Here is a 25,459-nt window from a genome sequence, read left to right as displayed (position 1 = left end):
GATGCCATGTCACTTTCAACTGCACAACCCGCTCTCCTAGTCCTGGCTGACGGTACTGCTTACCGCGGCTGGTCGTTTGGCGCTGACGCCACCGTCGTTGGCGAGGTAGTATTTAATACGGGAATGACGGGCTACCAAGAAGTATTGACCGATCCCAGCTATTGCGGTCAAATTGTAACTTTTACTTATCCAGAATTGGGCAATACCGGGGTAAATCTCGAAGACGAAGAATCCTCGCGCCCGCAAATTCGGGGTGCGATCGCCCGCAACGTCTGCAGCCGCCCCAGCAACTGGCGCTGCTCGCAATCTCTGCAAGACTACCTAAAACAGTACGATATCCCCGGCATTTACGGGATCGACACCCGCGCCCTCACTCGCAAAATTCGCACGGTGGGAGCGATCAATGGCGGCATTTCCACCACGATTCTCGACCAGGCGGAACTTTTGGAGCAAGTGCAAGATGCCCCCAGCATGGACGGGCTGAATCTAGTCCAGGAAGTCACCACTCGCGAGGTTTACGAGTGGTCTGAAGCCACGGACTCGGTTTGGGAGTTCAGTCCTACAGTCAAACCTGCTAACGGCAAAATGTGGACGGTGGTAGCGCTAGACTTTGGGATCAAGCGCAACATCCTGCGGCGTCTGGCGAGTTACGGGTGTCGGGTCATCGTTGTCCCCGCTGACACGTCGCCGGAGGAAATCCTCAAATACAACCCGGACGGCATTTTTCTGTCCAACGGCCCTGGAGATCCGGCGGCGGTAACGGAAGGGATCGCGACTGCGAAAGCTTTGTTAAAGTCGGACAAACCCGTATTCGGCATCTGCATGGGACACCAAATTTTGGGACTTTCCTTGGGTGCAGAAACTTTTAAACTTAAGTTCGGCCATCGGGGATTGAATCATCCAGCGGGTTTAACTGAGCAAATAGAAATTACTAGCCAAAATCATGGTTTTGCGATCGACCCCGATTCCCTAGCCCCCGAAGTAGAGATTACTCATCTCAATTTGAACGATCGCACCGTAGCCGGATTGAAGCATAAAACTCTGCCACTGTTCTCAGTGCAGTACCACCCAGAAGCCAGTCCGGGCCCGCACGACGCCGACTATTTATTCGATCGATTCGTGCAGTCAATGCGAGACAATCAGAAAGTAGCCAGCAGAAAGTAGTCCTTAGTCAGCAGTCATTAGTCAGTAGTCATCAGAGGCTGTTTGTGTCGATCGCTTCTGACTAATGACTAATGACTAATGACTAATAACTAAAAAACTGTAGACAAAAGACCAAAAAACTCCTATAATGAAGCCTCGACTTTAAGCCATATCTAGCTAGGAGGGTGTCATTCCTGAGTCATTGACCCTGACCGTTAGCCTCAGAGGCACTCGCGAAGTCAAGAATAACTATCAGTTATTTCGCCTGACTGGCCTGCTGGACGCTTTTTCTGAGGCAACTTTTCGGAAGGTAATAAGCAAATGTATTGACGAGGGCCCAAAACACGTAATTTTGGACTTGTCTCAGATAGACTTTGTGGATAGTTCAGGCTTGGGCGCACTTGTGCAACTTGTCAAAAAAGCCCAAACCTTGGAGGGGACATTGCAAATTGTCTCAAATCCCCGCGTAACTCAGACTGTTAAACTGGTTCGCTTAGAGAAATTTTTGTCTTTGCAGCCTTCGGTTGATGAGGCGGTAAAAAACGTCAAGGATGCTTGACGCCAAAGTGGATTAAATTAGCTATCCGGTTCTCAACGCTGGATAGCAAATTTTTATTTTTTTGCGGGTAAAACAATACCGATTTTCCCAGAAGCTGCGACACGCGCCAGCCGCTATTTCCCCGATGCTGAGAGTTTCGGTGGATGGGCAGTAAAATATGTGTGGCAAACACGCGAAAAAATGGTATAAAACTGAGAGCATCCCGATTTGGTAAAAAGCCTTTTTTAGGAGTGCGATCGTCACGCCAACCTTTGCCTATATATCTCGCTTCGCGATCGGACAGCGAACACTCCTGTGAAAGCTATAATTGCTGAAGTAACGAAAGACGAAATAACTAAGTGACTAGAAAAACCAAGCTGTGCGGAAGTTTTATTTAAAAAAGTATGTCGCCGATCGCAGATGACGGACTCAAACTGAGTCTGACGGATATCAGTTTAAATCGAGTGCATCCTGCGAGGGCTACACCAGCAGAAATAGAAAGAATTTCGCCCGCAGCCTGGGCATATTTGGGAGATGCAGTGTACGAACTCTACGTTCGGAGTTCGTACTTAGTGCCACCCAGAAGATTGCAAGCTTATCACGAATTAGTGGTGGGGCAAGTACGAGCCGAAACTCAAGCGCGTCATTTGCGATCGCTCTCTCCTTACTTGAACAGTACAGAATTAGCAATTGTCAAGCGCGGCCGCAATGCTGCAGCGGGCCGTTCTAAGCGAGCAGATCCAGAGATATACCAACAAGCCAGCAGCTTAGAAACTTTGATCGGATATTTGTATCTCACCGATCCCGAAAGATTGACCGAACTTCTGGCACTTTTAGATCTTGAGACTTAAAGGATTTAGCAGTTAAGAGTTGGGAATGGGGAGGGATTAATTAACCATCCTGGCACGGCTAACATAAAACCGCAAAAATCTCGATCGGCAAAACAGGATTTATCAGTTATTAACTAGCAATTTGAACACAGCAAAATCCTTGCTCCCTCGCTAGACTATCTCAAATCTCAAAGCCAAAAGATTGCTCCCTCAATCAAGAATCTCAAATCTACAATCTACAATCGATTAGCATTCAGCCCAAACGTTTTGACCACAAGAAACCAATGAGAAAATTTACCAAACCAAACTTTTCGCGATCGAATTCCGACAGCAAGCCATTCAAAAGCGAAGGCCGCCGTCAGGACTCACAACCATCCTCTCCCCGCTTTGAACGCAAACCCCGTCCCGATACTCGCGGAGTAGACGCGCCTCAAAAGCGATCGACCTTCGCCCCGCAATCGCGAGAAATGCCCGTGAGAGCAATTTTCAAACGGAGAGTCGATGCCGACGGCCAACCGGAAATTCGCAGAAATAATCATTTTAAAGACAGAGACAGCAGCCCGCAGGAATCCAGGGGCAATTATTACCAAGACAGAGACAGAGATAGCAGCCCGCAGCCGGCCCGCAACAATTTCCGAGATAGAGACAGAGACAGAGACAGAGACAGAGACAGCAGCCCGCAGCCAGCCCGCAACAATTTCCGAGACAGAGACAGAGACAGCAGCCCGCAGCCGGCCCGCAACAATTTCCGAGACAGAGACAGAGACAGCAGCCCGCAGGAATCCAGGGGCAATTATTACAAAGACAGAGACAAAGACAAGAGCCCGCAGGAATTCCGGGGCAACCATTTCAGAGACAGAGACAAAGACAGAGACACTCGCCCTGTTGACAGTGCCTCAAATACAGTCGTGCAACCAGACGCAGACACAGACGACATGATTTACGGCCGCCATGCGGTGCAAGCGGCTTTAGAAACAAACCAAGTCCTCAACCGGATTTGGGTTGTCCCCCACCTGCGCTACGATCCCCGCTTTCACAGCTTGCTAACCGAAGCCAAGGCCAACGGCAGCATCATTGACGAAGTTGACGATTTGCGCCTCGACTACATCACGCGCAAAGCAAACCACCAAGGCGTAGCGGCTCAAGTATCAGCCTACGAATACCTGGATTTGAGCGAACTGATCGCAAAGGCTAAGTCGGCTTGCGAAGATCCAGTAATTGTGGTGGCAGAAGGACTCAACGACCCGCACAATCTAGGGGCGATTATTCGCACTGCAGAAGCATTGGGATCTCAGGGGATGGTGATTCCGCAGCGGCGGGCTGTTGGGATTACCTCGGCAGTGAGAAAAGTGGCAGCAGGGGCATTGGAAAGCCTGCCCGTGGCAAGGGTTGTCAATCTTAACCGGGCGCTGGAAGAACTGAAAGAGGCTGGATTCTGGATTTATGGCACTGCAGCAGGCGTCGGTCAATCTATAGAGACAGTCAAGTTCTCCGGGCCCACTGTTTTAGTGGTGGGTGGTGAAGCTGACGGTTTGAGCCTTTTGATACAGCGCGGATGTGACGGATTAGTTTCAATTCCTTTAAGAGGCCATACTCCTAGCCTGAATGTCTCGGTAGCAACGGGGATGGCTTTATACGAAATTTACCGCCAGCGCGGGCCCAAAAAGTTTCACGTACACGGATCGTAAAGGTGGTTGAAAAAAAGAGCACAACAGAGTAGCTTATTGTGAATGCCGCCCAGAATGGAGTGGCACCACACCTTGAACAAGTAAGGATAGCCGATCGACTGTCATTACTTGTTCAGGCGAAAGTAGAAGGGGTCTTGCCCCTACATTCAAACAGGAATTCGACACAAATCTATTTAGATATATTTAAATAGGTTTGGATCGGTTCTTGGCAGCAGTCAGCCACGTGTAAATAACAAAAGCCTAGGCGTGTTCGCAGCACCCTGAAAACACCGTCAAATACATTAGAAAAGCAGATGAAAGAATTCTTGATTAGCTTGCTCAACTTTTTCGGATTGGCTTGGTGGGTTGAAGTTAAAACTTCAGCGCCGCGGTGCATTTACTATTTTGGCCCGTTCTTAACCCAGGGAGAGGCGGAAACTGCAAAAGCAGGATATGTAGAAGACATAGAAAATGAAGGGGCAGAAGGTGTTAGTGTTTCGATTCACCGCTGCAAACCAATTACTTTGACGGTTGCAGAAGATTTGGGAAAGCTTGGTGATGGAGGGCTGTGGCCGGTTTTGAGCGGTCAGTAGAAGCAGGGGAGTTTTGAGTTTTGAGAGGGCTACGCTTCCCTCGCAACTCTGTGCGGTTGTGAGTTGTGAGTTGTAACTTCAAAACTCTTGAGTGTTGGGTGATAAATTGCTTGTGACAAACTCAAAACTCAACACTCGCAATTGCCAACTGCTTCGGGGTGACTCTCAATCCAGCAATCAATGTCTGCGAGTACCCGATCGGGAATTTCCCAAGGGAACAAATGGGCTGTATTGGGATAGCACTGCCACTGACAATTGTGGAGGTGGCGGGCAGTTTCTAAACTTGATGCCGAGGTGATGTGCCGATCGGCCTCTCCGGCCAACACCAAGCTGGGACATTGAATGTCGCCAAGGTGCAGCAGTCGATCGTATCCAGCCCTCAGAGCGGTATTTAACGCCTTGGTGGCCGTGTTGGAAGTCTTGAGGTAGGCGGGAGTACCTGCCTGTGCTAAGTAGCGGTAAGGGGTGGCGTTATGCTGCTGTATCAAGTAGCGAAAGAGCGATCGCCTCGCAAAAGTATCAATATTCCACTGCCAACCGGGTAGGGCCCAATTGATAATTCCGGCTAAACCGGTGTAAAGGTTATCTTGCCAAGAGATGGGAGGGTGACTTCCTCGCGGTTTGGCTGCGGATGCAAGGAGAATCAAACCGGTGACTCGCTGGGGATATTTCATGGCTAATTCCAGGGCTAAAATCCCTCCCAAAGACCATCCAATCACCAAACAGCGATCGACTCCTAATCTGTCTAATAGTGCTTCTAAATCCACCAGATGATCGGTCATTTCAAAGAAAGTTGAGGTGCGACTGTTGCCGTAGCCGCGCAAGTCTGGGGCGATCGTCTGGAAGCGTTTTGAGAGGTGTTCTGTGAATACCGACATACAATCGCCGGAACCTGGATGGCCGTGCAAGCAGAGAATAGGAAATCCTTTGCCTTTGACGGAAACACTGAGTTTTTGATGCGGCATTTTTTAACTGTTTGGGCGGTGCGTTTTCCCCCGCTATAAATTGTATATTCCAGCGATTAAAAGCTGGGGTTTCGGACCATGTAATCTGCAATTTTAGAAATAGACTGGCGCATTTGTAGCTCGCCGCTGCGGCTGTCAATCACAGTAATCACATAGGCCTCGTCGTCAATGCTCATCGCTAAAGTTGTGCCGAGCACCCAGGAATTTTGACCAGTTTTTTCCCCCAACCACTGAGCTTTAGTTCCTTCCAAGGCAGCAAATCCCAGAGCGTGATCGTACTGGCGGTTGAGAGTTTCTATTAACAGTTTAGCACCGGGTGTTTCGCCGTTGTAAATTTGCACCATCATTTCGGTGAGTTCGTTAGCAGTCACGCGGTTGCGACCCGAACCGGGGTTGGAGGGCATAATTCTTTCCCCCATTAATTTGAAGTTGACGCGGGTGACTTCGTAGCCGCTATTATCTAAATATTGATTGATGTAATCCGAACCTAAATAATCGATCAGTTGATTGGTGGCGATATTGCTGCTGCGATAGATCATTTCTTCTAACAGTAGCTGTAGCGGGTAATTGCGATTGGACCTAATCTTTGCCGATGCGTCTTCGGTGAAATTACCGCGAGTGACTAATACTTCCTGGTTCAGACTAATTTTTTCTTTATCGACTTTTTGCATCAGGGCGACAGCAATCGGCAGTTTAATTAAGCTGGCTGGACTGACAGGAGGTACATCGCCCCGGAGGTTTACGCATTCTCTAGAAAGGTTGCAAATACCGATCGAAGCTTGAGCCGACAAACCGCTTTCTCGGGCAAGCGCACCCAAAACATCAGATTTTGCTTGCTGCACTTGAAAGGTTGCTGCTGTTAAATTTTCCCGGTATTCTTGAGTTTTTGAGGCAGTGACGGAAGCTAAAAATGAATTTTGAGGAACTTCCTGCAAGTTGTTGAGCGCCTGATGCCAGAAAAATTGAGTTTGCTGCGAAGATTCGATCGACTTATTTGGCTGCCGTTTAGTTTCTACGGCTCTGTTGGCTAAACGGACTGCTTGCTGTAAGTTGTCGTTAGCCCTCTGTTCTACTAATATTTGAGCTTCCACCGCTTGCAACTGCTGTAGCAGTTGTTCTTGAGGATTAGCTGCGAAGGGAACTAAGCCGGAAAGGATGGTTGGTTCTGGGGAGGGAGATGAGGGTTGTTCTAATTCGGTGATCAGCCCATCGCGAATTTTGTAGAGTTCGTCGAGGGAACGCGGGTTAGATGATTGAGAGAATGAACTTGCGATGGTTAACATCTGAACCAGTCCAATGCCGGCTACTACTGCCGCCATCTTGTTGGCGATCGACAAAAAACCCCTGATTTCTGGCATATTTAACATCCTCCACACAACCCTATTCAATATAAGCAGCTATTGTTACATCATTGAAATACTCACCGGCCTCTTATGAGCGGTGATTCTTGACGCTTCATCGGGTTTTGCTAACCGTTGCTAGTCTGACAATCCCTCTGCGCCCGTTTTGAGTCGTGGCGATTCCCCATCCCGACTTTCTCTATAATTCTAGAAGCGTTTTGATCCCTATCTTGTTTAGTACCACAACTCAGGCAAAGCACTGAACGAACAGACAAATCGATTTTACCCCATTTGAAACCACAATCCGCACAAACTTGGCTAGTAGGTTCCCACCTACTAATTACTTGAAACTCTCTGCCAAACTTTTCGGATTTGGATTCACAGAGAGTTCTAAACTCTCTCCACCCTTGCTGGCTAATTGCCCTTGAGAGCTTCCGGTTTCTTACCATCCCGGATACATTTAAATCTTCCAAAATAATCACTTGGTTTTCGTTAACTACTTTAGTTGACAACTTGTGCAGAAAATCTTTACGGGTGTCGGCAATGCGGTTGTGCAATTTAGCAATCTTGATTCGTGTTATGTTTCTCCTTTTAGAGTCTTTCGGCTGGCGAGCTAATTTACGTTGAAGTTTACGGATTGTGCGGTCTAGACTTTTATAGCTAGGGCTTTTGGCTTCCTCACCGTTACTCATCACTGCAAAAGTTGTGATTCCTAAATCGATTCCGATACTTTGGTTTTTCGCCTCAGATGGAATGTGTTGAATTTCTACTAAAAAACTCAGGAAATAACGATTTCCACAATCTTTGATTACTGTGACAGAGCTAGGTTCGGATGACAGTGTTCTTGACCATATAGGGTTAACAACACCTATCTTGGCTAAATAGACACCGCCATTTTTCAGAGAAAAACCCCCAATCCTAAATCGTGCCGACTGGCTATTTGCTCTTTTTTTGAACTTGGGATAACCAACCTTGCAACCTTTTCGCTTTCCTTTGCAGGAGTCGAAAAAGTTCTTGAAAGCCGTTTCCAAGTCCGCTACAGATTGCTGTAGAGGAATATTGGAGACTTCGCTTAGCCAAGCTCTTTCTTCGGTCTTTTTCGCTTGGGTGATCACGATTTTTTGCAGTTCGGCCGAACTTGGCTTTTTCTCGGACTGCTTGCAGAGAGCTAGGCTATCGTTCCAGACCTTCCTCACGCAGCCAAATAGCCGAGCCAAGCTCTGCTTTTGTTCTGTCGTTGGATAAAATCTGTACTTGAACCTCGCCTTCATGTTTATACTAATATTGGTCTGTAGGTTTGATTATATATTGGTTTGCAAGTAATGACAACTATTTACCGCCATGAGCGCAATTCTGTTACAGAACTTAAAATGCACTTGGTCTGCGTAACAAAGTATCGTCGGTCTGTATTTACGAGCGAAAGTCTTGATTTGATTGAAAAATCGTTTCGTGAGGTAGCTCAAAAAATGAACTTTCAAGTGCTAGAGTTCGATGGCGAAGGCAATCATGTTCATGCGCTGATTGAGTATCCGCCTAAATTATCGACATCTCAAATTGTTAACGCATTAAAAGGCGTTTCCAGTCGTCGGTACGGACAGGCTGGACACGAAAAACCCCACAAAGAAGCTTTGTGGAGTCCTAGTTATTTTGCTGTTTCTGTAGGAGGTGCGCCTTTAGAAGTTTTGAAGGAATATATTAGAAACCAAGAAAAGCCGTCCTAGAAGGACGGGGCTTGTATAGTCATTTCAAATAAGTATGAGACTATTTAAAAATGAGGTAAAATTAATAAAAATAGTGAACCCGCTAGGAAAATGTCTTACAGTATTGATTTGAGAAAAAGAGTAGTGGATTATGTAGAAAATGGCGGTCGTATCGCTCAAGCAACCGGACTTTTTCAGGTAGGAAGGGCAACGATATATCGGTGGCTGGGTCGGACAGACCGTATTGGCCACTAAGGTAAAAAGACGTAAGAGAAAGCTAGATTGGAAAGCCTTAGAAAACGATGTAAAAGAGAACCCAGATGCCAGATTAATCGACAGAGCCAAGAAGTTTGGGGTCAGACCAAGTGCCATATCTTATGCTCTTAAAGAAATGAAAATTACTCGAAAAAAAAACAACTTCGTTATCAGGAGAGAAACCGAGAAGAAAGAATGAAATACTACAGAGAGCTCCGAGAATTAATTAAAGTATCGGGAAGTCAAAGTCTGGTTTTTATTGATGAGTCAGGATTTGAAGAGTTTCAAGATTGTGCATTAGGCTGGTCAAAAAAAGGCAAAAAAATCTGGGGTGAAAAGTCAGGAAAACGGGGGAAAAGAGAAAATCTAGTAGCCGGAAGAAGGAAAGGAAAAAAGGACTTAATTGCCCCAATGGTTTTTACGGGCAGCCTCAATGCAGAAGGTTTTGAAGGGTGGTTATCTTTATATTTATTACCCTCTCTGACGGAGCCATCTATCTTAATCATGGATAATGCACCGATTCATCGAAAAACAGCCATTCGAGAACTGGTAGAGGAAACGGAGCATCAAGTTCTTTTTCTCCCAAAATATTCTCCCGACCTGAACGATATTGAACACGATTTTAGTGCCTTAAAACGAGCCAGAATGTATGCTCCTCCGGGCACATCTTTAGATCAACTCATCTGTGCCTACTGCGCTCAATAGTGTCTCTTTTTTATTTGAAATGACTATATCTCATTTTTTTTGTCAAACGGTTTTAGATTTTAGATCGGAGATTGTAGATTGAAGAACAAATCTCAAATCTCAAATCTCAAATGGTTTTGATCGCGCCAATGTGGCAAAATAACCAAAATAAAGGGAGCGATCGCACCAAAGCAATCAACCCCCTTTAAATATTGCGAACTATCTACTTTCTGCGCCGCCGTCGCCAGTCAGCACCCAACCGCTTGAGGTAATCCCAGCCGCGTTGGGGCCAGACATGATCGCTACCAATCTTTTCGGCAATCCAGCGAGCGACTTTGGGGCCTGTCCAGTCTCCGCCGTCGGGGGCAGGGCCTTGCAGCGCTTGTCGCAGTTCTTCTTGCTGTTCAGGATTCAGCAAGGATTTTGCAGGAGGGGGCTGGCGGTCTCCGCTGCGATTTCTCACAGAGTTAGGCCCTTCTCGGTTGTAGCGCTGGACAATTTCTTTGGCGTAGTCGTAGTTGAGACCTACGACTTGGGCTGCTTGTTTGATAGTCCAATTTCGGGACACTAACAGCAGCAAGTGCCAGCGGCGCGACTCTGTGGTGTTTTGTGCCTGCCGGTAGCGAATTTTGAGTTCCTCTGCCGTCAGGTGGGATTCTAAGTGAGCTTTAGGTGGCATTCCTCCAACGGGGCATCGGGAACTTCTTACCATATATCTTGGGTTTTGGGGATAATTCCGGATGAAATTATTTTCCTGGGGATCGATCGGGCAAATAAGTAGCTTTTTTTACCGCAGATGCACGCAGCTAGTCGCAATTGAGGAAGGACTGCTGTTTTTTTGCAGGTGCGCGCAACAGGAGACCACGGCGTGGCGGTGAGCGTTCCCAGCTTTTTTGTGAACCCCAGATTTCTGACAGGCTTGTTGACCTCTGGCACAAGGGGCGTGGATCGGAAAAGGTCGATCGCTATTTTCTTCGATCGGGCAGCGGCCCTTAATTCACTCGGCTGAATGATAACTTTTAGTCATTTTTGAATAAAAAAGTATTCTTCATAATCGGATACTAATTATTAGGCTATAGACCGCCATAATCTAATCTTTATTATCATATTTTTTTATTTTAAGTTCATTTTTTTGTGGATTTACAGGAGATACATTTTTTATAAAATCAGCTTTAAACGCTGCTAGTTATGCTCTTTAAAATAACTTAAACCTAATAAATAAATATGTATTGTGAACTATAATACTCTGAAAGTTACCCGGAGTAAACCATTCACAATCGGGAATTGGTTTATTTTATATGCCATCTTTTTCTTCCCTAAATACTGGATGGCGTCGAAGAGAAGCTAGGTTCTAATGTTTGAGAATTTAGATTGCAGAATTGGGAATGACTAATTTCCTAATGATTGTGATCTTGCATACACATTCTTGGAGGCAGAACCTAATTATGTAGGGGTCTCATTGCACACATTACCGCTTCCTCACATAATTCGTGCGTCCAACCACTTGTTGCATAAGTTTTGATACAGTTGCATTCTTGGTTTGTTAAAAGATGAGGTAAAAAACTCGATCGCTATTTTGTGTTCGGTGGGATTTGGGGAATTTAATCTATTGTAGATAAAATGACCTATCGCCCGTTAGCGGAGTCCTCTTTGAGGCTCGAACTTTCGCCACAAAAATAGCCGACTTTGCCTTCGGGCTGTAAGCAGGTACAATTGCCAGTTATATTAACTGTATTGTCTCAAAGTAGAAATAATAAAGGTACGAGCATGGCATCCATCCGCGAGTTGCACCGACAACTGGTCAATAAAGAACGCTCTGCTGTGGAAATTACTCAAGAAGCATTAGACCGAATTACCCAGCTAGAGCCGAAGTTGAAAAGCTTTCTGTGCGTGACGGCAGACAGCGCACTGGCGCAGGCCCATAAAGTGGATGCCCAAATCGCAGCCGGAGAGCAAATTGGCCTGTTGGCCGGCATCCCGATCGCCGTTAAAGATAATATGTGCACCGAGGGCGTTCCCACAACCTGCGCCTCTCGGATTTTGGAGAATTTTGTGCCTCCCTACGATGCAACCGTCGTCTCGAAACTCCAAGCAGCCGGTGCGGTGATTGTGGGTAAGGCGAATATGGACGAGTTTGCAATGGGGAGCTCGACGGAAACTTCTGCCTATCAAGTTACCGCGAATCCTTGGGACTTGGAGCGCGTGCCCGGAGGGTCTTCTGGCGGTTCGGCCGCAGCGGTAGCCGCTGGAGAATGCGTCGTGAGTTTGGGTTCGGATACTGGGGGCTCAATCCGCCAACCTGCTGCTTTTTGCGGGTTGGTGGGGCTGAAACCAACTTATGGGTTGGTTTCTCGCTACGGTTTGGTGGCCTATGCTTCTTCTCTCGATCAAATCGGGCCCTTTGGCCGGACTGTTGAGGATACGGCGATTTTGTTGGGAGCGATCGCCGGTTATGATCCGAGAGATTCCACGAGTCTTAATGTCCCAATTCCTGACTACGCTCAAGCTTTAAGACCCAGTTTGCGACCCAAGGGTCAAATTAGAATTGGTGTAATTAAAGAAACTTTTGGTGTAGGGCTGGACTCGGGGGTTAAAGACGCTGTTACTAAGGCGATCGAGCAATTTCAACAATTGGGCGCAGAAATTCAAGTCATTTCTTGTCCCCGCTTCCGCTACGGTTTGCCCACTTACTACATCATTGCTCCCTCGGAAGCTTCGGCAAATTTGGCGCGATATGATGGAGTGAAGTACGGTTTCCGATCTCCAGACTCCGATAATCTTTTGGATATGTATGCCAAAACCCGCTCTCAGGGGTTCGGTGCGGAAGTTAAACGCCGGATTGCGATCGGCACTTACGTATTGTCGGCTGGATATTACGATGCCTATTATCTAAAAGCTCAAAAAGTTCGGACTTTGATTAAAGAAGACTTTGAAAAAGCTTTTTCTCAAGTTGATGTTTTAGTCTGTCCCACTGCTCCTACTACCGCATTTAAGGCAGGCGAAAAATTCAATGACCCTCTGAGTATGTATTTGTCAGATTTGATGACTATTCCCGTGAATCTTGCTGGTTTGCCAGCTTTGAGTTTGCCCTGCGGATTTGATGATAAAGGACTGCCCGTGGGTATACAACTGATTAGTAATGTTTTGCAAGAATCTCGGTTGTTTCAAGTGGCTCACGCTTACGAACAGTCTACGAATTGGCACTTACACCACCCGGAATTGCATTAATTTTTGAAAATCGGCGGAATACGGTGGCGGAAGTTAGTAATCGATCTTGGCTAATTGTCTGAATTAATAATTTGCCATTAGCTTTTGAGCGATCTCTAATTTCCCGCGTGCTCTATCTATGAACAATTTGCTAGTATTCCTTTTGTCTAAATCGCTAATAGCTTTTGGGATAGTTTTGGCCGTTGCTTATTCTGCTGCTTGTGTATTCCTATTTGTAGCGCAAGGTAAGTTTATCTTTTTTCCTGCGCGGGCGATCGAAACTACGCCAGATGATTTTCAGTTGAAATATCAAGATGTCTGGCTGCCAATTTCAACTAAAACAGGCGCGGTTGACAGCGTGCACGGGTGGTGGATTCCTGCCTCGGAAAATCCCCCCAGCCCCCCCTTAGCAAGGGGGAGAGCAAGAAAGGGAGAGGCTGTTCCCTCTGTTAACACCGGAGACTCGGATAGCCCCCCCAGCCCCCCCTTGCCAAGGGGAGGAGCTAGAGGAGTCGGAACGTCCCCGCAAAGTGAGAGACCGGCAGTCGCTCCGGTTCCCCCCCTTGTTAAGGGGGGGTTAGGGGGGGTAGTTTTGTACCTGCACGGCAATGCTTCAAATGTGGGATCAAATGTCGAACACGCTCATCGATTTCATCGATTAGGTTTGTCGGTATTTGTGATGGATTATCGTGGTTATGGAAAAAGCCAGGGCGATTTTCCGAGTGAATCTCAGGTTTATGAGGATGCTCAACTTGCTTGGGATTATTTGGTGAAACAGCGGGGGATTAACCCGAATCAAATTTATATCTACGGTCATTCTTTGGGAGGCGCGATCGCGATCGATCTAGCCGTGCGTCACCCGGAGGCGGCGGGGTTAATCGTAGAAGGCTCTTTTACTTCGACGCGGGCGATGGTGAATTTTCAAAAAGGGCTGTTTTGGATGTTTCCGATCGATTTTTTGCTGACACAGCGGTTTGATTCTCTTTCAAAAGTCGATCGCCTGCAAATGCCCGTGCTCTTTATTCACGGGACTGCTGACAATGTAGTTCCAGTGGAAATGAGCAAAAAAATGTTTGAGGCAGCACCGGAGCCCAAACAGTTGTACATAGTTCCTGATGGAGGTCACACTAATGTGGCACAGATCGGGGGCGCAGAATATCTGCAAATACTGAGCCAATTTTTAGGTTCTTCAAAGTAGATAAAAGCTATTGGCGGTAACAGGTTAAGTTTGATATCTGTACCGCCTGCTCGCACTTCTAACAGTACATATTAAACACAGTAGTGATGACGATGATACTGCTTAGTAGAACCTTAATACATTTAGCCACCAGTCATTCAAGGCATAGCAGTAATTACAGTAATTGTTCGTGCTGAGCGCTGGTTCTTTCTTAACTTCGCAGCCTCGCCGAGAGGTTTTTCTGTTCGGCATCCGGGCGCCACAGAGATTGGCATCTGTGAGATTAGCTTTGTTCAATCTCGCATCCGTCAAGTCGGCCGATCTAAGGTCGGCACCGCTGAGATTTGCACCGCTTAAATCGGCTTCTTTGAGGTCTGCACCGGTGAGATTTGCACCGCTTAAATCAGCATTTCTCAGGTCGGTTCTATTTAGTTTAGCGGCGCTCAAATTACTGCATTTTAAGTTAGCCAACTGGAGCGATGCGCCTCGCAGAAAACTCTCGCTGAGGTTAGCATTTTCTAAGTTTGCTCCCCTGATGTCGGCTCTGCTCATGTCGGCTTTGCTGAGGTCGGCGTCAGCCAAAAAGGCGTTTCTCATGTTGGCGTTGTTTAAATTAGCTTCCATTAAGTCAGCCGCAGTCAAGTCGGCATCAACTAAGTCGGCCCTGCTGAGAGTGGCGCGGCTCAAGGAAGCGCCAAACAAATCTGCACGGCTCAAGGAAGCGCCAAATAAGTCGCATCCGGGACATCCTCTGGTTTCTAGCAGCCGCTTGACTAGAGACAGATTTTGAGCTTGTAAGGGAAGTGCGGCGCAAAATGGGAGTAGCATTATCGCAGCAGTCAGAATTTTCAGTTTGATTTTGGTCATAGTCTTGGTAAGTCCTGTAACTGCCTTTCATCACCGATTTGTCTGCTGGACTTACGTGCGGGGGACAAAAAAAACCGGTTTCCTCGTTAATTCCTCGCTGTCAAACCCAATATTCTAAGCAGAAACTGGGTGGTTTGCGTAAGTCCTAGTCTAGTGGATGGACGCGACTCGACGGTGTAAGGTTCGATCGCCCTCACGGATATTACTTACACGTTGGGGATGAAAGCGCGCACCTCAAGGCTTCTTTGCAGCGAGCGGCCAACGGCCGGATGCCCTGAATACCAGGGATTCGGGAGCTTGCGACGGCTGGAACAAGTGGCCGATTCCGACAACGGATAAGTATTTGTAATCGATTCAGTTGGATTTTGCTGCCGAGGGCGATCGTTCTCCGTACAGGCGATCGATAAATAAGCCAATTGGCTTAGACTCTTAAGACATATTGCTGATGCGCTGCCTTCTATAAAAAAGATAGCATTTTTGTGTGATCCCCGAAATAATACCGAGCCAGCAAGTATAAAAAAGATACCGGGTGTCTCGGCGGGCGGGAAAATAGGGTACAGCTAATACTTTCAAACGAGGAAAATAGATGTCTCACAGCATAGATCGACTTGCAGAAGGCGGCAGGGGGATCAAACTCATGTGGCAGATTGCAGACGAGCTCAGTTACACCCGGACTCTCGACAATCGAAACTGTTTGTCGCTAAGAAAAACTTACGAAGTAGAAAATCGCGATCGCTCCCAAAATATAAAAAAAGCTAGCATTTTAGATGGGTTAATGAATTTATTAAACACCTGGGATTGGCAGACTGAAAAACAGCAGGAAGAAGAGCTGAATGAAACTTGTATTCAACATATTAGCCTGCAAGTCAACACAGATGTCAATGCTTTAACCCAAGTTTTGTTGTGGTTTGAACAGTTGAAAGATATATCGCTCCCCAATGAAGTTTGGTGGAACTTGCAGTTGGCGTTGGCTGAAGGTTTCACTAATGCAGTTCGCCACGCTCACAAAAATCTGCCAGTAGAAACTCCTGTTCAACTGGAAATTAGGGTATTTAAGGGACGGTTGGAACTCAAAGTTTGGGATTGCGGCCCGTGTTTTGATTTTAATGCTAAGCTGAAGGAAATTCTGGCAGCAGATAGAAATAACGGCTTGGATTTAGAGGTTGTGAACGATACTTGCTTGATGCCTACCAGACAGAAAACTGTGGAACAGTCTCTATTTCTAATTGCTGGGTAGCTTGGGAGTGAGGGACAATTAACAGACTGGCACGGTTAAAAATGTGTTATGCTAAAAACGGTGTTAGGGGAAAAGTAACGGGTTTTGTCTCCGAGTGGGTAAGGGGGTTTGAATACTGCCAACCTGCTGCGGCTTGGGTTAAGAGCTATGGTCTTGGGTGATTCTATAGCGGTTTGATAGAAACGGGTGCATCTGTCTAATTAAATATTAAAAACTCAACATTAAAAGTTAAAAATTATTAACACTAATTTTTGATAGTTTAATTTATCATAGTATCTGGTCGCTCACCAATTACTAATGATTTCCAAAGAAACTTTATTTGTTCTGTCTCTATTTCCCTACTTGGGATTTCTCTGGTTTTTGACTCGATCGGGAAAAACACCCCGTTTAGCTCTAATGGGATTTTACGGCACTCTCGTTTTTGTAGCGGTGACGATTCCCGCCGCAATTTACGCAAAAGTGGCCTACAACGAGTCACTAGCAAATGTCGATTGGCTGCACGGTTCTGCGGAACTATTCTTGACACTTGCCAATATTTTATTAGTTTTAGGCTTTAGAGAAGCGGTGATTAAAGCCAAAGCATCCTCACAGAAGGGCGGCGAGGAGCCAGAGTGTCTTTTAGATGGGGGAGAATAGCCGAGCTCATCTCAGTTTTGTATTTACTCTCCGAATAAATGCTCCAGAATAGCCGTAGTTAACAGTTAATTAACTGTTGACATACCAGTTTGTGAGCCGCCAACCGGCAAAATTTTAGGAAAGCATTAGAATATATGGAAACTCACATCAAGCACTTCTAGTGTCCTCACCTTGGTTTCTTGGCACGGGATCAAGTTGAGAGCCGAGATTTTTGGTTAAGAAAGCGAGTTTCTCAGGTATTATCGAGAATGGTGCTCTGGGCGTGAGTGGAAACAGACTACCATGTTGCTAAGTTTAGCTGTGGTGGGAATCTCCAGGTCGGAAAAAAGATGAGCTATTGCCTCAATCCCCATTGCCAAAAGCCGCAGAATGCTGACTCAACCAATTTTTGTCTGGCCTGCGGCTCTAAATTGCTACTGAAAGAGCGTTACCGCGCCATTCAACCTATCGGTGAAGGAACATTTGGCAGAACTTTTTTAGCTGTCGATGAAGATAGGTTGAAAACTCCCTGCGCCATCAAACAATTTTTCCCCCAAGTTCAAGAAAAGGCTGAATTAGAAAAGGCAACTGCACTGTTCAAACAAGAAGCTCACCGACTGCACGAACTCGGAGAGCACCCGCAGATTCCAAGTTTGCTGGCTTCTTTTGAACAAGCCAAACGTCTCTATCTTGTGGAAGAGTTAATCGAGGGAAATAATTTGTTTCAGGAGTTGCAGCAGCGGGGAGCTTTTAGCGAGGAACAGATTTGGGAATTGTTGATCAATTTGTTGCCTGTTTTGCAATTTGTTCACGACCAGCAGGTGATTCATCGGGATATTAAGCCGGAAAATATTGTGCGGAGAACTCCCCAAACCTTGTGGGCGGCGGGATATGGCCCCTCGACTCCTGGTAAAGGAAAAGGAGGGGCATCTTTACCTCAATCTTCTGGTGGTATGAAAGGGATAATTGTCGCTGAATCTCCTGCTGTACAGGGGAAGGCCAGAGGGGGTCAGTTTGTGCTAGTAGATTTTGGAGTTGCTAAGCACATTACCGGCTTTTCTGAGGCGCAAACTGGGACGATAACTGGAACTGCTGGCTATGCGCCGATCGAACAAATTCGCAGCGGCAAGGCGTATCCGGCGAGCGACCTTTACAGTTTGGGCGTTACCTGCATTCACCTGCTAACTGGGGCGGTATTGAAGGATTTGTTCGATGCTTTGGAATGCAAATGGATTTGGCGATCGCACTTGGCGCAAAAAGGCATAAAAGTCAGCCAAAAATTAGCAACTATTTTGAATAAATTGCTCAAAGATTCGGTAAGAGAGCGATATCAATCCGCTGCTGAAGTGTTGCAAGACTTGGTAAATGTTGGGCAATATCCCCGCTCTCAAATCAGTTATAATTCCCCAACAAAAATAGCTATTAATTCGCCAGTAACTAACTCGCAGCCAAATACAGCAACCGCCGTCTCGGCCGCGCCGCCCCAGAAGATTCATGTTGTGCCATCCGCTGATCCGAGATTATTGTCCTCTAATAACTGGCGGTGCGATCGCATTCTCCAAGGCCATTCAGCCCCGGTTAATGCTGTGGTTATTAATCCTCAAGGCAATATTCTCGCTAGCGCCAGCGACGATAAAACAATTAAGCTGTGGAACCTGCAGACAGGTGAATTCATCCATACTTTTTTCGGCCATTCCGCAACGGTTGATGCTGTGGCAATCAGCCCAGACGGAAGAATGATGGTTAGCGGCAGTTTTGACAGAAAAGTTATTGAGTGGAAGCTGGATAAAAAGGCGATGATTCGCGAATTTTACAGCGATTTTGGTTCGCCGTACAGTCATCGGTACGGGTCCGTGTACTCGGTGGCTTTTAGTTGCGACTCTGGAGCAATTGCGAGTGCCAGTGGGGACAAGAGTATTAAATTGTGGAACCAGCGCAACGGAGCATTAGTTCAAAAGCTTTCGGGACATTCTGACAAGGTTTTATCTGTTAGTTTTCGCCCTCAAAGTATGATGCTGGCCAGCGGCAGTGCTGACACAACTATCAAGATGTGGCTGGTAGGTGTTGGGGAGAGTGTACGGACTTTTGTGGGTCATTCAGATTGGGTTTATGCGATCGCATTTAGTCAAGATGGAAAGACGATTGTCAGTGGAAGTGCCGACGCTACTGTTAAATTGTGGAATGCCGATACAGGGGAATTGATTAATACTTTGAGGGGGCATTCTGATGCGGTAATTTCGGTGGCGATTAGTCCAGATCGCGAAACTATGGCTAGCGGCAGTCGAGACGGTACGGTTAAACTCTGGAACCTGGAAACAGGAGAATGTTTGTCCTCTCTTGCTGGGTGCAATCCGGTGGCTTTTAGTCCTGACGGTCAAACTTTAGTCACCGGTGGGGATGGTGGCGAAGTGTTAATTTGGCGGGCGTCTGTTTAGTTGGGCGAGATAATTGACATACTTGTGAAGGCGATCGGTGTCAGTGTCAAGTAAGCGACTCGCCCAAGAATGTACATTAAGTTGCGATCGCATTTCTCGAAACACCGCAGCATCCCCGCGATTGTGTAGAGGAAAAACCCAAGCATCAAATCCAGCCGACTTGAGACGGCTAACAGTTCCCTCGCCATCTTGCACCCACAATTGAGGGTTAATCCGAAGGGGTTGACAGGAATATTCACCGACAACAATTCCGCCCACCGAAACGCTAGCACCTTCTCCACGATTGGAAAGTTCTTGTAAAATCGCTTTGAGAGAATTGAGTTTTTTCCCGTCTTGTACTTGCTGCGGTGTCAGCTTGACAATCACCATTTCTAAAACTTCGACAGGTTTTGTCGATCGTACAACGTTGACTGGTTCCGCCGCCCAAGAATTTTGTGTTTCCGGTTGCGCCGCCCAAGAGTTTTGTGTTTCCGGTTGCGCCGCCCAAGAGTTTTGTGTTTCCGGTTGAACCCTCTCGAATTCCTCTTCAACCTGTACTGTTTTAACGGGCTTTGCAGTGTCTACAATTATCTGAATTTCCTCGCCATCTTTCTCTATTTTTCCACTAATCAGTAAGATCGCATTCTCTACAATGTAAGGTTTCACTTGTTCGTAAGCCTTGGGGAACACCACAGCTTTTATTTGAGCTGTCAAATCTTCTAATTGCAAAATTGCCATCGAATCGCCTTTTTTTGTCACTACCATTTTGATAGCGCTGAGCATGACAATAACTGATACTTTCCCTTTTTTATTTGCTAACTGTTCGAGAGCCACAACATCGGGATCTTCGTTTACTTGCATGAGAAACTTTAGGGGATGTTCTGACACATAAAAGCCAAGCAGTTCTTTTTCTAAACGCAATTTCTCTTGTTTTTCAAAATCTTTTACCGCTTTAGATTTGGGCGCAGACTCATAGGTATTGACCGACTTGCCAAAGCTATTCGCACCTAACAAGTCAAAAAGATTACCTTGGCCACTTTCTCGGTCTCTTTTGCGATCTTGCGCCCATTTGATCACCCCTTCGAGGTCGTGTACTAATTGATTGCGGTTGTGTTCAATTTTATCAAAAGCACCGCATTGAATTAATGCTTCTAAAGCGCGGCGGTTGACAGAATGGAGATTTACGCGATCGCACAAATCAGCGAGCGATTTAAACTTACCCCCTTCCTGGCGCGCCGCCAAAATATTTTCAATTGCCGCTTCTCCCACATTTTTAACAGCCGAAATTCCAAACAAAATTTTATCCTTTGCAGCTCCAGTCATCTGTTTCGGCATCGGTGTAAAAGTAAGTTCAGAGCTATTAACATCGGGCGGCTCAACCTCAATACCCAGCTTGAGACAATTGGCAATATATTTCTGTACTTTATCCTGATCGCCCCTGTTAGCAGTCAGCAGTGCAGCCATGTATTCTAGAGGATAATTCGCCTTTAAATATGCCGTTTGATACGTGATATACGCATAGGCCATTGAATGGGATTTATTAAAACAATATTCCGCGAATTGTAGCATTTGCGCGAACAGTTTATCAGCAATTCTTTGACTGACTCCATTCTTAGTTGCGCCGTCGATAAACGTTTCTTTTTGCTTCTGCATTTCATCAGCTTTCTTCTTGCCCATTGCGCGCCGCAGCAAGTCAGCTTGACCCAAAGAATAGCCCGCCAAATCTTGAGCCATCCGCATAATTTGCTCTTGAAAGCAAAGCGTTCCGTAAGTCTCTTTTAAAATCGGTTCTAATAGCGGATGATCGTACTCAACTGTTTTACCGTGCTTGCAGTCAATAAACTGAGGAATCAAACCTGCATCCAGCGGCCCAGGTCGGTAAAGTGCCAAAATAGAAGAAATATCATCCAGACAGGAAGGTTTGAGTTTTTTCACTACATCCAGCATTCCAGATGATTCTAACTGAAAAATACCTTCTAAATCTCCTCTTTCTAAAAGTCTATATGTTTTATCTACATCATCGGGTAACTTTTTGATTCTGCCAAAAGTCTCTTGAGCTCGGCGCTCTATATCAGAAGGTAGCATTTCTGGATCGACAATTAGATTTTGGGTTTGCTTAATATAATCAACAGTTTTCTGGAGAGTTGTTAAATTTTTTAATCCCAAAAAGTCCATTTTTAGCAGCCCCAAAAATTCCAAATCTTCCATGAAATATTGGGTAATTACAGCACCCTCATTATTCTTCTGTAGCGGTACAATTTCATCCAACGGCTCTGAAGAAATTACCACACCTGCCGCGTGAACCCCATAGGTTTTGTTGGTTCCTTCAATGCGAATTGCCATGTCAATCCACTGACGAACGGGGACTTCAGTACCAGTTTCTGCATTTATGCAAATTGTATTTTCATAGTTGTCTTTAAATTCCTGTGCAGGTGTGTCATCGGAAATCATCACTTTAAGTTTTTCCGGTTTTCCCCGCGACACGGGAATCATTTTTGCCATTTCGTCTGCTTTTTTGTAGGGAATACCTAACACTCTCGCAACATCTTTCAAGACAGCTTTTGATGTCATTCTGTTGAAAGTAATAATTTGCGCTACGCGCTCGCTACCATATTTTTCAGTAACGTATTTAATCATGTCGTCCCGCCTTTCTATGCAGAAATCGCTATCAATATCTGGCATAGATTTCCGTTCGGGATTGAGAAATCGCTCGAATAGTAGTCCGTGGTGTACGGGGTCTATATTGGTAATTTTGAGTACGTAGGCAACTAGAGAACCTGCCGCAGAACCGCGTCCTGGCCCTACTGGAATATCGTTATCTCTAGCATATTTTATGTAGTCCCAAACTACTAAAAAGTATTCTGAAAAGCCCATCTGCTGAAGCATCTTCAGTTCGTATTCTAGTCTCTGTTTGTAGACTGGGGGGATTTCATTTCTGGTGCGGGCCTTGAGGCGTTCTAACAGTCCCAGCCAGGATATTTCTTCTACATAAGTATCGGCTGTATGTTCTGGGGGAATCGGAATTGTGGGAATTCGAGCTTCTCCTGTGAGCTCGTATCTCGATACTTTATTTGCGACCTCTAGGGTATTTTCGATCGCCTCTTTGATCGTTTCATCATCCAAATGGTCTCGAAACAGTTGCGCCATCTCCTCTGCGGACTTAAGATATTCAGTACCGCTGTAGCGCATCCGCTTGTCTTCTTCAATCAGTTTGTTGGTGTTAATGCACAGTAAAGCATCGTGTGCTTCTACGTCGTTGCAGGAAATATAGTGAGAATCATTGGTGGCAATTATTTTAATTTTGAGTTCGCGGGCAATTTTAACGATTTCAACATTAACAATCCGGTCTTCCGGGGAACCGTGGTCTTGAATTTCTATATAGTAATCTTCCCCAAATACTTCTTTATACCATTTGGCTACTTCACGGGCAGTATCTAGCTTGTTTTGGAGAATCATTTGGGGAACTTCGCCACCCAAACAAGCACTGGTGACAATTAAACCTTCGGAGTATTGTTTTAGCAGTTCCTTGTTGATGCAGGGGCGGGCAAAAATACCTCTTTCTGGCATTCCCTTTAAGTGGGAAATTGTGGTTAGTTTGACGAGGTTTTTATAACCTTGGGTATTTTTAGCTAAAACAACTTGATGGTATTTTCTTCTACCTCGAACTTTTACTTCAATATCGCCGTTGACGACATACATTTCATTGCCAATAATCGGCTTAATATTTTTATTTCGGCAAACTTTGATGAGTTCGATCGCCCCGTACATCACCCCGTGGTCTGTAAGGGCGATCGCGGGCATCCCCAATTCCACCGCCCGTTCTGCGAGCTGTTGTAGCTGAGAAGCCCCATCTAGTAAGCTATAATCGCTGTGAATGTGCAAACCAACGAAGGACATAGGGATTTAAAATATAAGATTTGAGAATTTAGATTTTACACCATTGGCGTGTCAAAGGGTAAAATAAAAAACAAAATTTTATATCACTTTTGAGCTGGTTTGGGTTGGGGGTCTGATGTCACAGCGCATCAGTTCGCCTCCGCCGTATTTGTTAACAATTATCAATTGTTGAGTTACGAGTTCAAGGTTATGGATTAAAATCTTGAGCGGTACAGTTAAGCATTTGCTGTTATTTTTTAAGTAGCTAACCAGGTAATTAAATGCTGCACAATTATCAACTAGCTCTCGAAGTAATGCCCCCGCTGGCTCAAACTATTGGCGAGCATTTTAGCAGTTTGCCTCAAGTTGTAGCCGTAGTTTTAGCAGGTTCTCGAACAACTATAGTTACGGATGAGTCGTCGGATTTTGATTTTTACGTATATGTTCAAGAGGAAATTCCTGTTGACATACGGGAGGCGATAGCGAGACAATTTTCCGATAGCATCGCCATCAACAATCAATTTTGGGAACCAGGGGACGAGTGGATAGATATTAACACTGGCTGCGGTATAGATATTATGTACCGCCAGCCCGAATGGATCGAAGAAGAACTCGATCGCGTCCTGGTCAAACATCAAGCATCCGTAGGTTATTCAACCTGTTTTTGGTGGAACGTTCTCACCTCAGTATCATTGTATGAAAGAGACGGTTGGTTTCAGCAATTGCAAGCCAAGGTCGATCGACCTTATCCCGAACAACTCCGTCAAGCGATAATTGCCAAAAATTATCCGATTTTGCGCCACCAGATTTTTTCATTTCGCCACCAGCTAGAATCCGCGGTTTTGCGCCGCGATTCAGTAAGTATTATCCATCGAACAGCCGCTTTTTTAGGCAGTTATTTTGATATTGTTTTTGCTATTAATTCTATCCCTCATCCGGGCGAAAAGCGTCTGGTAGAAAGGGCAAAAGCTTTGTGTTCAAAATTGCCGGAAGATTTGGAAAGCCAAATTCATAGTCTAACTAATTCTGTTTCGTTACCTGCAGGCGATCGCCAAATTTTACATTGTCTTGATGGACTGGTTGACAGTCTCGATCGATTGTTGATTGAGGCAGGTTTAATTGCTACTAATTCTCTCGCTAACTAGGTAAGTGCCACAAAACAATAGTTTCATATCCTAGGGTTAGCAGTGTGCACCTCCCTAAATAGCGATCGAACTTTTACAAACTTGCTTGTTGCAAATAACGCTCCAAGTCTTTCACTCGTTCTTGTGTCACCCTCGCTCTGCAATAACCGTAGGTAGAAGCAGCCAAAGTTCCACCTTCAAACTGCCCCATTTCATAATTGCAAGATTCATCTCTAAACTTGAGCCAACTACGCTGTGCTACTATCAATCTTTGCTTTTGTTTGCTGTTGAGTTTCGGCTGAAGTTGCTGATATACTTGATTGAGCTTTCTGTCTGCTGCCTGAAACTCTTGACTGGAACAGACATTCATGTCTAGAGTGGTTTGAGGACTTTTGCAGTTAGGCTGTTGGGCGACTTGTACGGGAATGTTGCTGGCTTGGCTGGGAAGCAATAATCCGGCTGTCAACAACAGAAAACTTGCCACAATTTTTACCGAAATAGTGCTATTTTTCACTTAGTTTCTCCCTTTTTTAATCTTTAATTTTCTCTGCTGGCTGAGCCGATCGCCAAATCCACCAAGCCGCCGCCCACAAAGTAAAATTGCCGAAGAGAGTCATCGCCGCTTGCAGGGTAACGATCCATTCTAGGGCTGGGGAGTTGTCAAAATAGTGCCACGTACAGGCACACATAGCGCTGACGAGAGCGGGCAGCATTCCGGCGGAAAGGGCCCACCAAGCTCGGTTTTGAGTGACTTCGCCGTAAGTCCAAATTAACCAGATGGCGGCAATCCACTCGACGACGCTAGAGACGTGAATAATCCAGGTGGGAATTGACAAAGCGTGCATTTTTTGTATTGTGAACGAAGATGAAAGATTTATCGATCGGGACTTACGCAACTGTCATATAAAGTATGATGAGTCAGTCGATTTTAGATTTTAGATTGTAGATTGTAGATTTACTCCACAGATGAATCTTGGAGCTTGAGCTTTGGTCTAAAATTTTAGGAGTATCCCCGACTTAAGTCGGGGCTTGGACCTGTTTTTGGGCTGGTCATACAATTTTAGATTAGCGATTCGAGATTTTATTAGATTTGCGATTTGAGCTGACTGATGACGTAAAGCCTTGAAGCTTGCTGACAGTAGCATTTTTTTGGTAGTAAAATCAAATCTCAAATATCAAAAGAATCTAAAATCTAAAATCTAAAATACTTAGATTCTCCATCACAAA

At 45.7% G+C, this 25,459-nt stretch carries 21 protein-coding genes and 1 pseudogene; 13 read left to right on the top strand and 9 right to left on the bottom strand.

Annotated features, from left to right (window positions below; genetic code table 11):
• Positions 1 to 6 precede the first annotated feature (6 nt).
• The 5 genes from carA to QUA07_RS01895 all read left to right on the top strand — a co-directional run bounded on the left by carA (position 7) and on the right by QUA07_RS01895 (position 4,771).
• Entirely contained in the window at positions 7 to 1,164 is a 1,158-nt protein-coding gene (gene carA / locus QUA07_RS01915; RefSeq protein ID WP_333322095.1) for a glutamine-hydrolyzing carbamoyl-phosphate synthase small subunit, read from the top strand.
• Positions 1,165 to 1,345: 181 nt separating this feature from the next.
• Positions 1,346 to 1,702 carry an STAS domain-containing protein gene (locus tag QUA07_RS01910; RefSeq protein ID WP_333037230.1) on the top strand — a complete coding sequence of 119 codons (357 nt, stop codon included), beginning with the start codon at positions 1,346 to 1,348 and terminating at the stop codon, positions 1,700 to 1,702.
• Positions 1,703 to 2,085: 383 nt separating this feature from the next.
• Positions 2,086 to 2,532, top strand: a complete 447-nt coding sequence (locus QUA07_RS01905; protein ID WP_333322093.1) for a ribonuclease III domain-containing protein — start codon at positions 2,086 to 2,088, stop codon at positions 2,530 to 2,532.
• Between the two features lie 263 nt (positions 2,533 to 2,795).
• The gene (gene rlmB / locus QUA07_RS01900) at positions 2,796 to 4,199 is read left to right on the top strand and encodes a 23S rRNA (guanosine(2251)-2'-O)-methyltransferase RlmB (protein WP_333322091.1); all 1,404 of its coding nucleotides are present in this window, start codon (positions 2,796 to 2,798) and stop codon (positions 4,197 to 4,199) included.
• 293 nt (positions 4,200 to 4,492) lie between these two features.
• On the top strand, positions 4,493 to 4,771 hold the full coding sequence (locus QUA07_RS01895; protein ID WP_333322088.1) for a DUF1816 domain-containing protein: 279 nt from the start codon (positions 4,493 to 4,495) through the stop codon (positions 4,769 to 4,771).
• Positions 4,772 to 4,899: 128 nt separating this feature from the next.
• Here the strand turns inward: QUA07_RS01895 and QUA07_RS01890 are convergent, their stop codons facing one another.
• The 3 genes from QUA07_RS01890 to QUA07_RS01880 all read right to left on the bottom strand — a co-directional run bounded on the left by QUA07_RS01890 (position 4,900) and on the right by QUA07_RS01880 (position 8,293).
• Positions 4,900 to 5,736: an alpha/beta hydrolase gene (locus QUA07_RS01890; protein ID WP_333322086.1), complete on the bottom strand. Its 837-nt coding sequence runs from the start codon at positions 5,734 to 5,736 to the stop codon at positions 4,900 to 4,902.
• Positions 5,737 to 5,792: 56 nt separating this feature from the next.
• Positions 5,793 to 7,094 (bottom strand): serine hydrolase, encoded by a 1,302-nt coding sequence (locus QUA07_RS01885; protein ID WP_333322084.1) that lies wholly within the window; start codon positions 7,092 to 7,094, stop codon positions 5,793 to 5,795.
• A gap of 110 nt (positions 7,095 to 7,204) precedes the next feature.
• A complete protein-coding gene (locus tag QUA07_RS01880; RefSeq protein ID WP_333322082.1) occupies positions 7,205 to 8,293 on the bottom strand; it encodes a transposase in 1,089 nt (362 codons plus the stop codon).
• Positions 8,294 to 8,398: 105 nt separating this feature from the next.
• On the opposite strand from QUA07_RS01880, the gene tnpA reads away from it, so the two are divergent.
• Both tnpA and QUA07_RS01870 read left to right on the top strand, forming a co-directional pair.
• Positions 8,399 to 8,797: an IS200/IS605 family transposase gene (tnpA, locus tag QUA07_RS01875; RefSeq protein WP_333322080.1), complete on the top strand. Its 399-nt coding sequence runs from the start codon at positions 8,399 to 8,401 to the stop codon at positions 8,795 to 8,797.
• Between the two features lie 90 nt (positions 8,798 to 8,887).
• Positions 8,888 to 9,736, top strand: a pseudogene (locus QUA07_RS01870) (IS630 family transposase).
• 202 nt (positions 9,737 to 9,938) lie between these two features.
• Here QUA07_RS01870 and QUA07_RS01865 read toward each other — a convergent pair.
• Complete coding sequence (locus tag QUA07_RS01865) at positions 9,939 to 10,394, bottom strand: helix-turn-helix domain-containing protein (RefSeq protein ID WP_333082743.1); 456 nt, start codon at positions 10,392 to 10,394, stop codon at positions 9,939 to 9,941.
• A 1,088-nt stretch (positions 10,395 to 11,482) separates the two neighbouring features.
• Here QUA07_RS01865 and gatA point away from each other — a divergent pair.
• On the top strand, positions 11,483 to 12,943 hold the full coding sequence (gatA, locus tag QUA07_RS01860; RefSeq protein ID WP_333082744.1) for an Asp-tRNA(Asn)/Glu-tRNA(Gln) amidotransferase subunit GatA: 1,461 nt from the start codon (positions 11,483 to 11,485) through the stop codon (positions 12,941 to 12,943).
• Between the two features lie 118 nt (positions 12,944 to 13,061).
• Positions 13,062 to 14,120, top strand: coding sequence for an alpha/beta fold hydrolase (locus QUA07_RS01855; protein ID WP_333322078.1), 1,059 nt, complete (start codon positions 13,062 to 13,064; stop codon positions 14,118 to 14,120).
• A 102-nt stretch (positions 14,121 to 14,222) separates the two neighbouring features.
• Here QUA07_RS01855 and QUA07_RS01850 read toward each other — a convergent pair whose 3' ends face one another.
• Positions 14,223 to 14,966, bottom strand: a complete 744-nt coding sequence (locus QUA07_RS01850; RefSeq protein WP_333322076.1) for a pentapeptide repeat-containing protein — start codon at positions 14,964 to 14,966, stop codon at positions 14,223 to 14,225.
• A gap of 206 nt (positions 14,967 to 15,172) precedes the next feature.
• Positions 15,173 to 15,382 carry a hypothetical protein gene (locus QUA07_RS01845; protein ID WP_333322074.1) on the bottom strand — a complete coding sequence of 70 codons (210 nt, stop codon included), beginning with the start codon at positions 15,380 to 15,382 and terminating at the stop codon, positions 15,173 to 15,175.
• Positions 15,383 to 15,552: 170 nt separating this feature from the next.
• Between QUA07_RS01845 and QUA07_RS01840 the strand changes: the two genes are divergently transcribed.
• From QUA07_RS01840 to QUA07_RS01830, 3 genes are all read left to right on the top strand, one after another.
• On the top strand, positions 15,553 to 16,203 hold the full coding sequence (locus QUA07_RS01840) for an ATP-binding protein (RefSeq protein ID WP_333322071.1): 651 nt from the start codon (positions 15,553 to 15,555) through the stop codon (positions 16,201 to 16,203).
• Positions 16,204 to 16,500: 297 nt separating this feature from the next.
• Complete coding sequence (locus QUA07_RS01835; RefSeq protein WP_333322069.1) at positions 16,501 to 16,839, top strand: DUF3593 domain-containing protein; 339 nt, start codon at positions 16,501 to 16,503, stop codon at positions 16,837 to 16,839.
• Between the two features lie 329 nt (positions 16,840 to 17,168).
• Positions 17,169 to 19,253: a protein kinase domain-containing protein gene (locus QUA07_RS01830; RefSeq protein WP_333322067.1), complete on the top strand. Its 2,085-nt coding sequence runs from the start codon at positions 17,169 to 17,171 to the stop codon at positions 19,251 to 19,253.
• Here the strand turns inward: QUA07_RS01830 and QUA07_RS01825 are convergent.
• The gene (locus QUA07_RS01825; protein WP_333322063.1) at positions 19,230 to 23,129 is read right to left on the bottom strand and encodes a DNA polymerase III subunit alpha; all 3,900 of its coding nucleotides are present in this window, start codon (positions 23,127 to 23,129) and stop codon (positions 19,230 to 19,232) included. The genes QUA07_RS01830 and QUA07_RS01825 overlap by 24 nt on opposite strands.
• Before the next feature lie 260 nt (positions 23,130 to 23,389).
• Between QUA07_RS01825 and QUA07_RS01820 the strand changes: the two genes are divergently transcribed.
• Entirely contained in the window at positions 23,390 to 24,253 is an 864-nt protein-coding gene (locus QUA07_RS01820) for a DUF4037 domain-containing protein (protein WP_333322060.1), read from the top strand.
• 73 nt (positions 24,254 to 24,326) lie between these two features.
• Here QUA07_RS01820 and QUA07_RS01815 read toward each other — a convergent pair whose 3' ends face one another.
• Both QUA07_RS01815 and QUA07_RS01810 read right to left on the bottom strand, forming a co-directional pair.
• Positions 24,327 to 24,746, bottom strand: coding sequence for a lysozyme inhibitor LprI family protein (locus QUA07_RS01815; protein WP_333322057.1), 420 nt, complete (start codon positions 24,744 to 24,746; stop codon positions 24,327 to 24,329).
• Between the two features lie 16 nt (positions 24,747 to 24,762).
• Positions 24,763 to 25,077 carry a DUF2499 domain-containing protein gene (locus QUA07_RS01810; protein WP_242715849.1) on the bottom strand — a complete coding sequence of 105 codons (315 nt, stop codon included), beginning with the start codon at positions 25,075 to 25,077 and terminating at the stop codon, positions 24,763 to 24,765.
• Positions 25,078 to 25,459: the final 382 nt, after the last annotated feature.

The sequence above is a fragment of the Microcoleus sp. T3_A4 genome (genome assembly GCF_036700465.1).
Classification (GTDB): Bacteria; Cyanobacteriota; Cyanobacteriia; order Cyanobacteriales; family Microcoleaceae; genus Microcoleus.
This window is presented reverse-complemented; position numbering and strand designations above follow the sequence as displayed.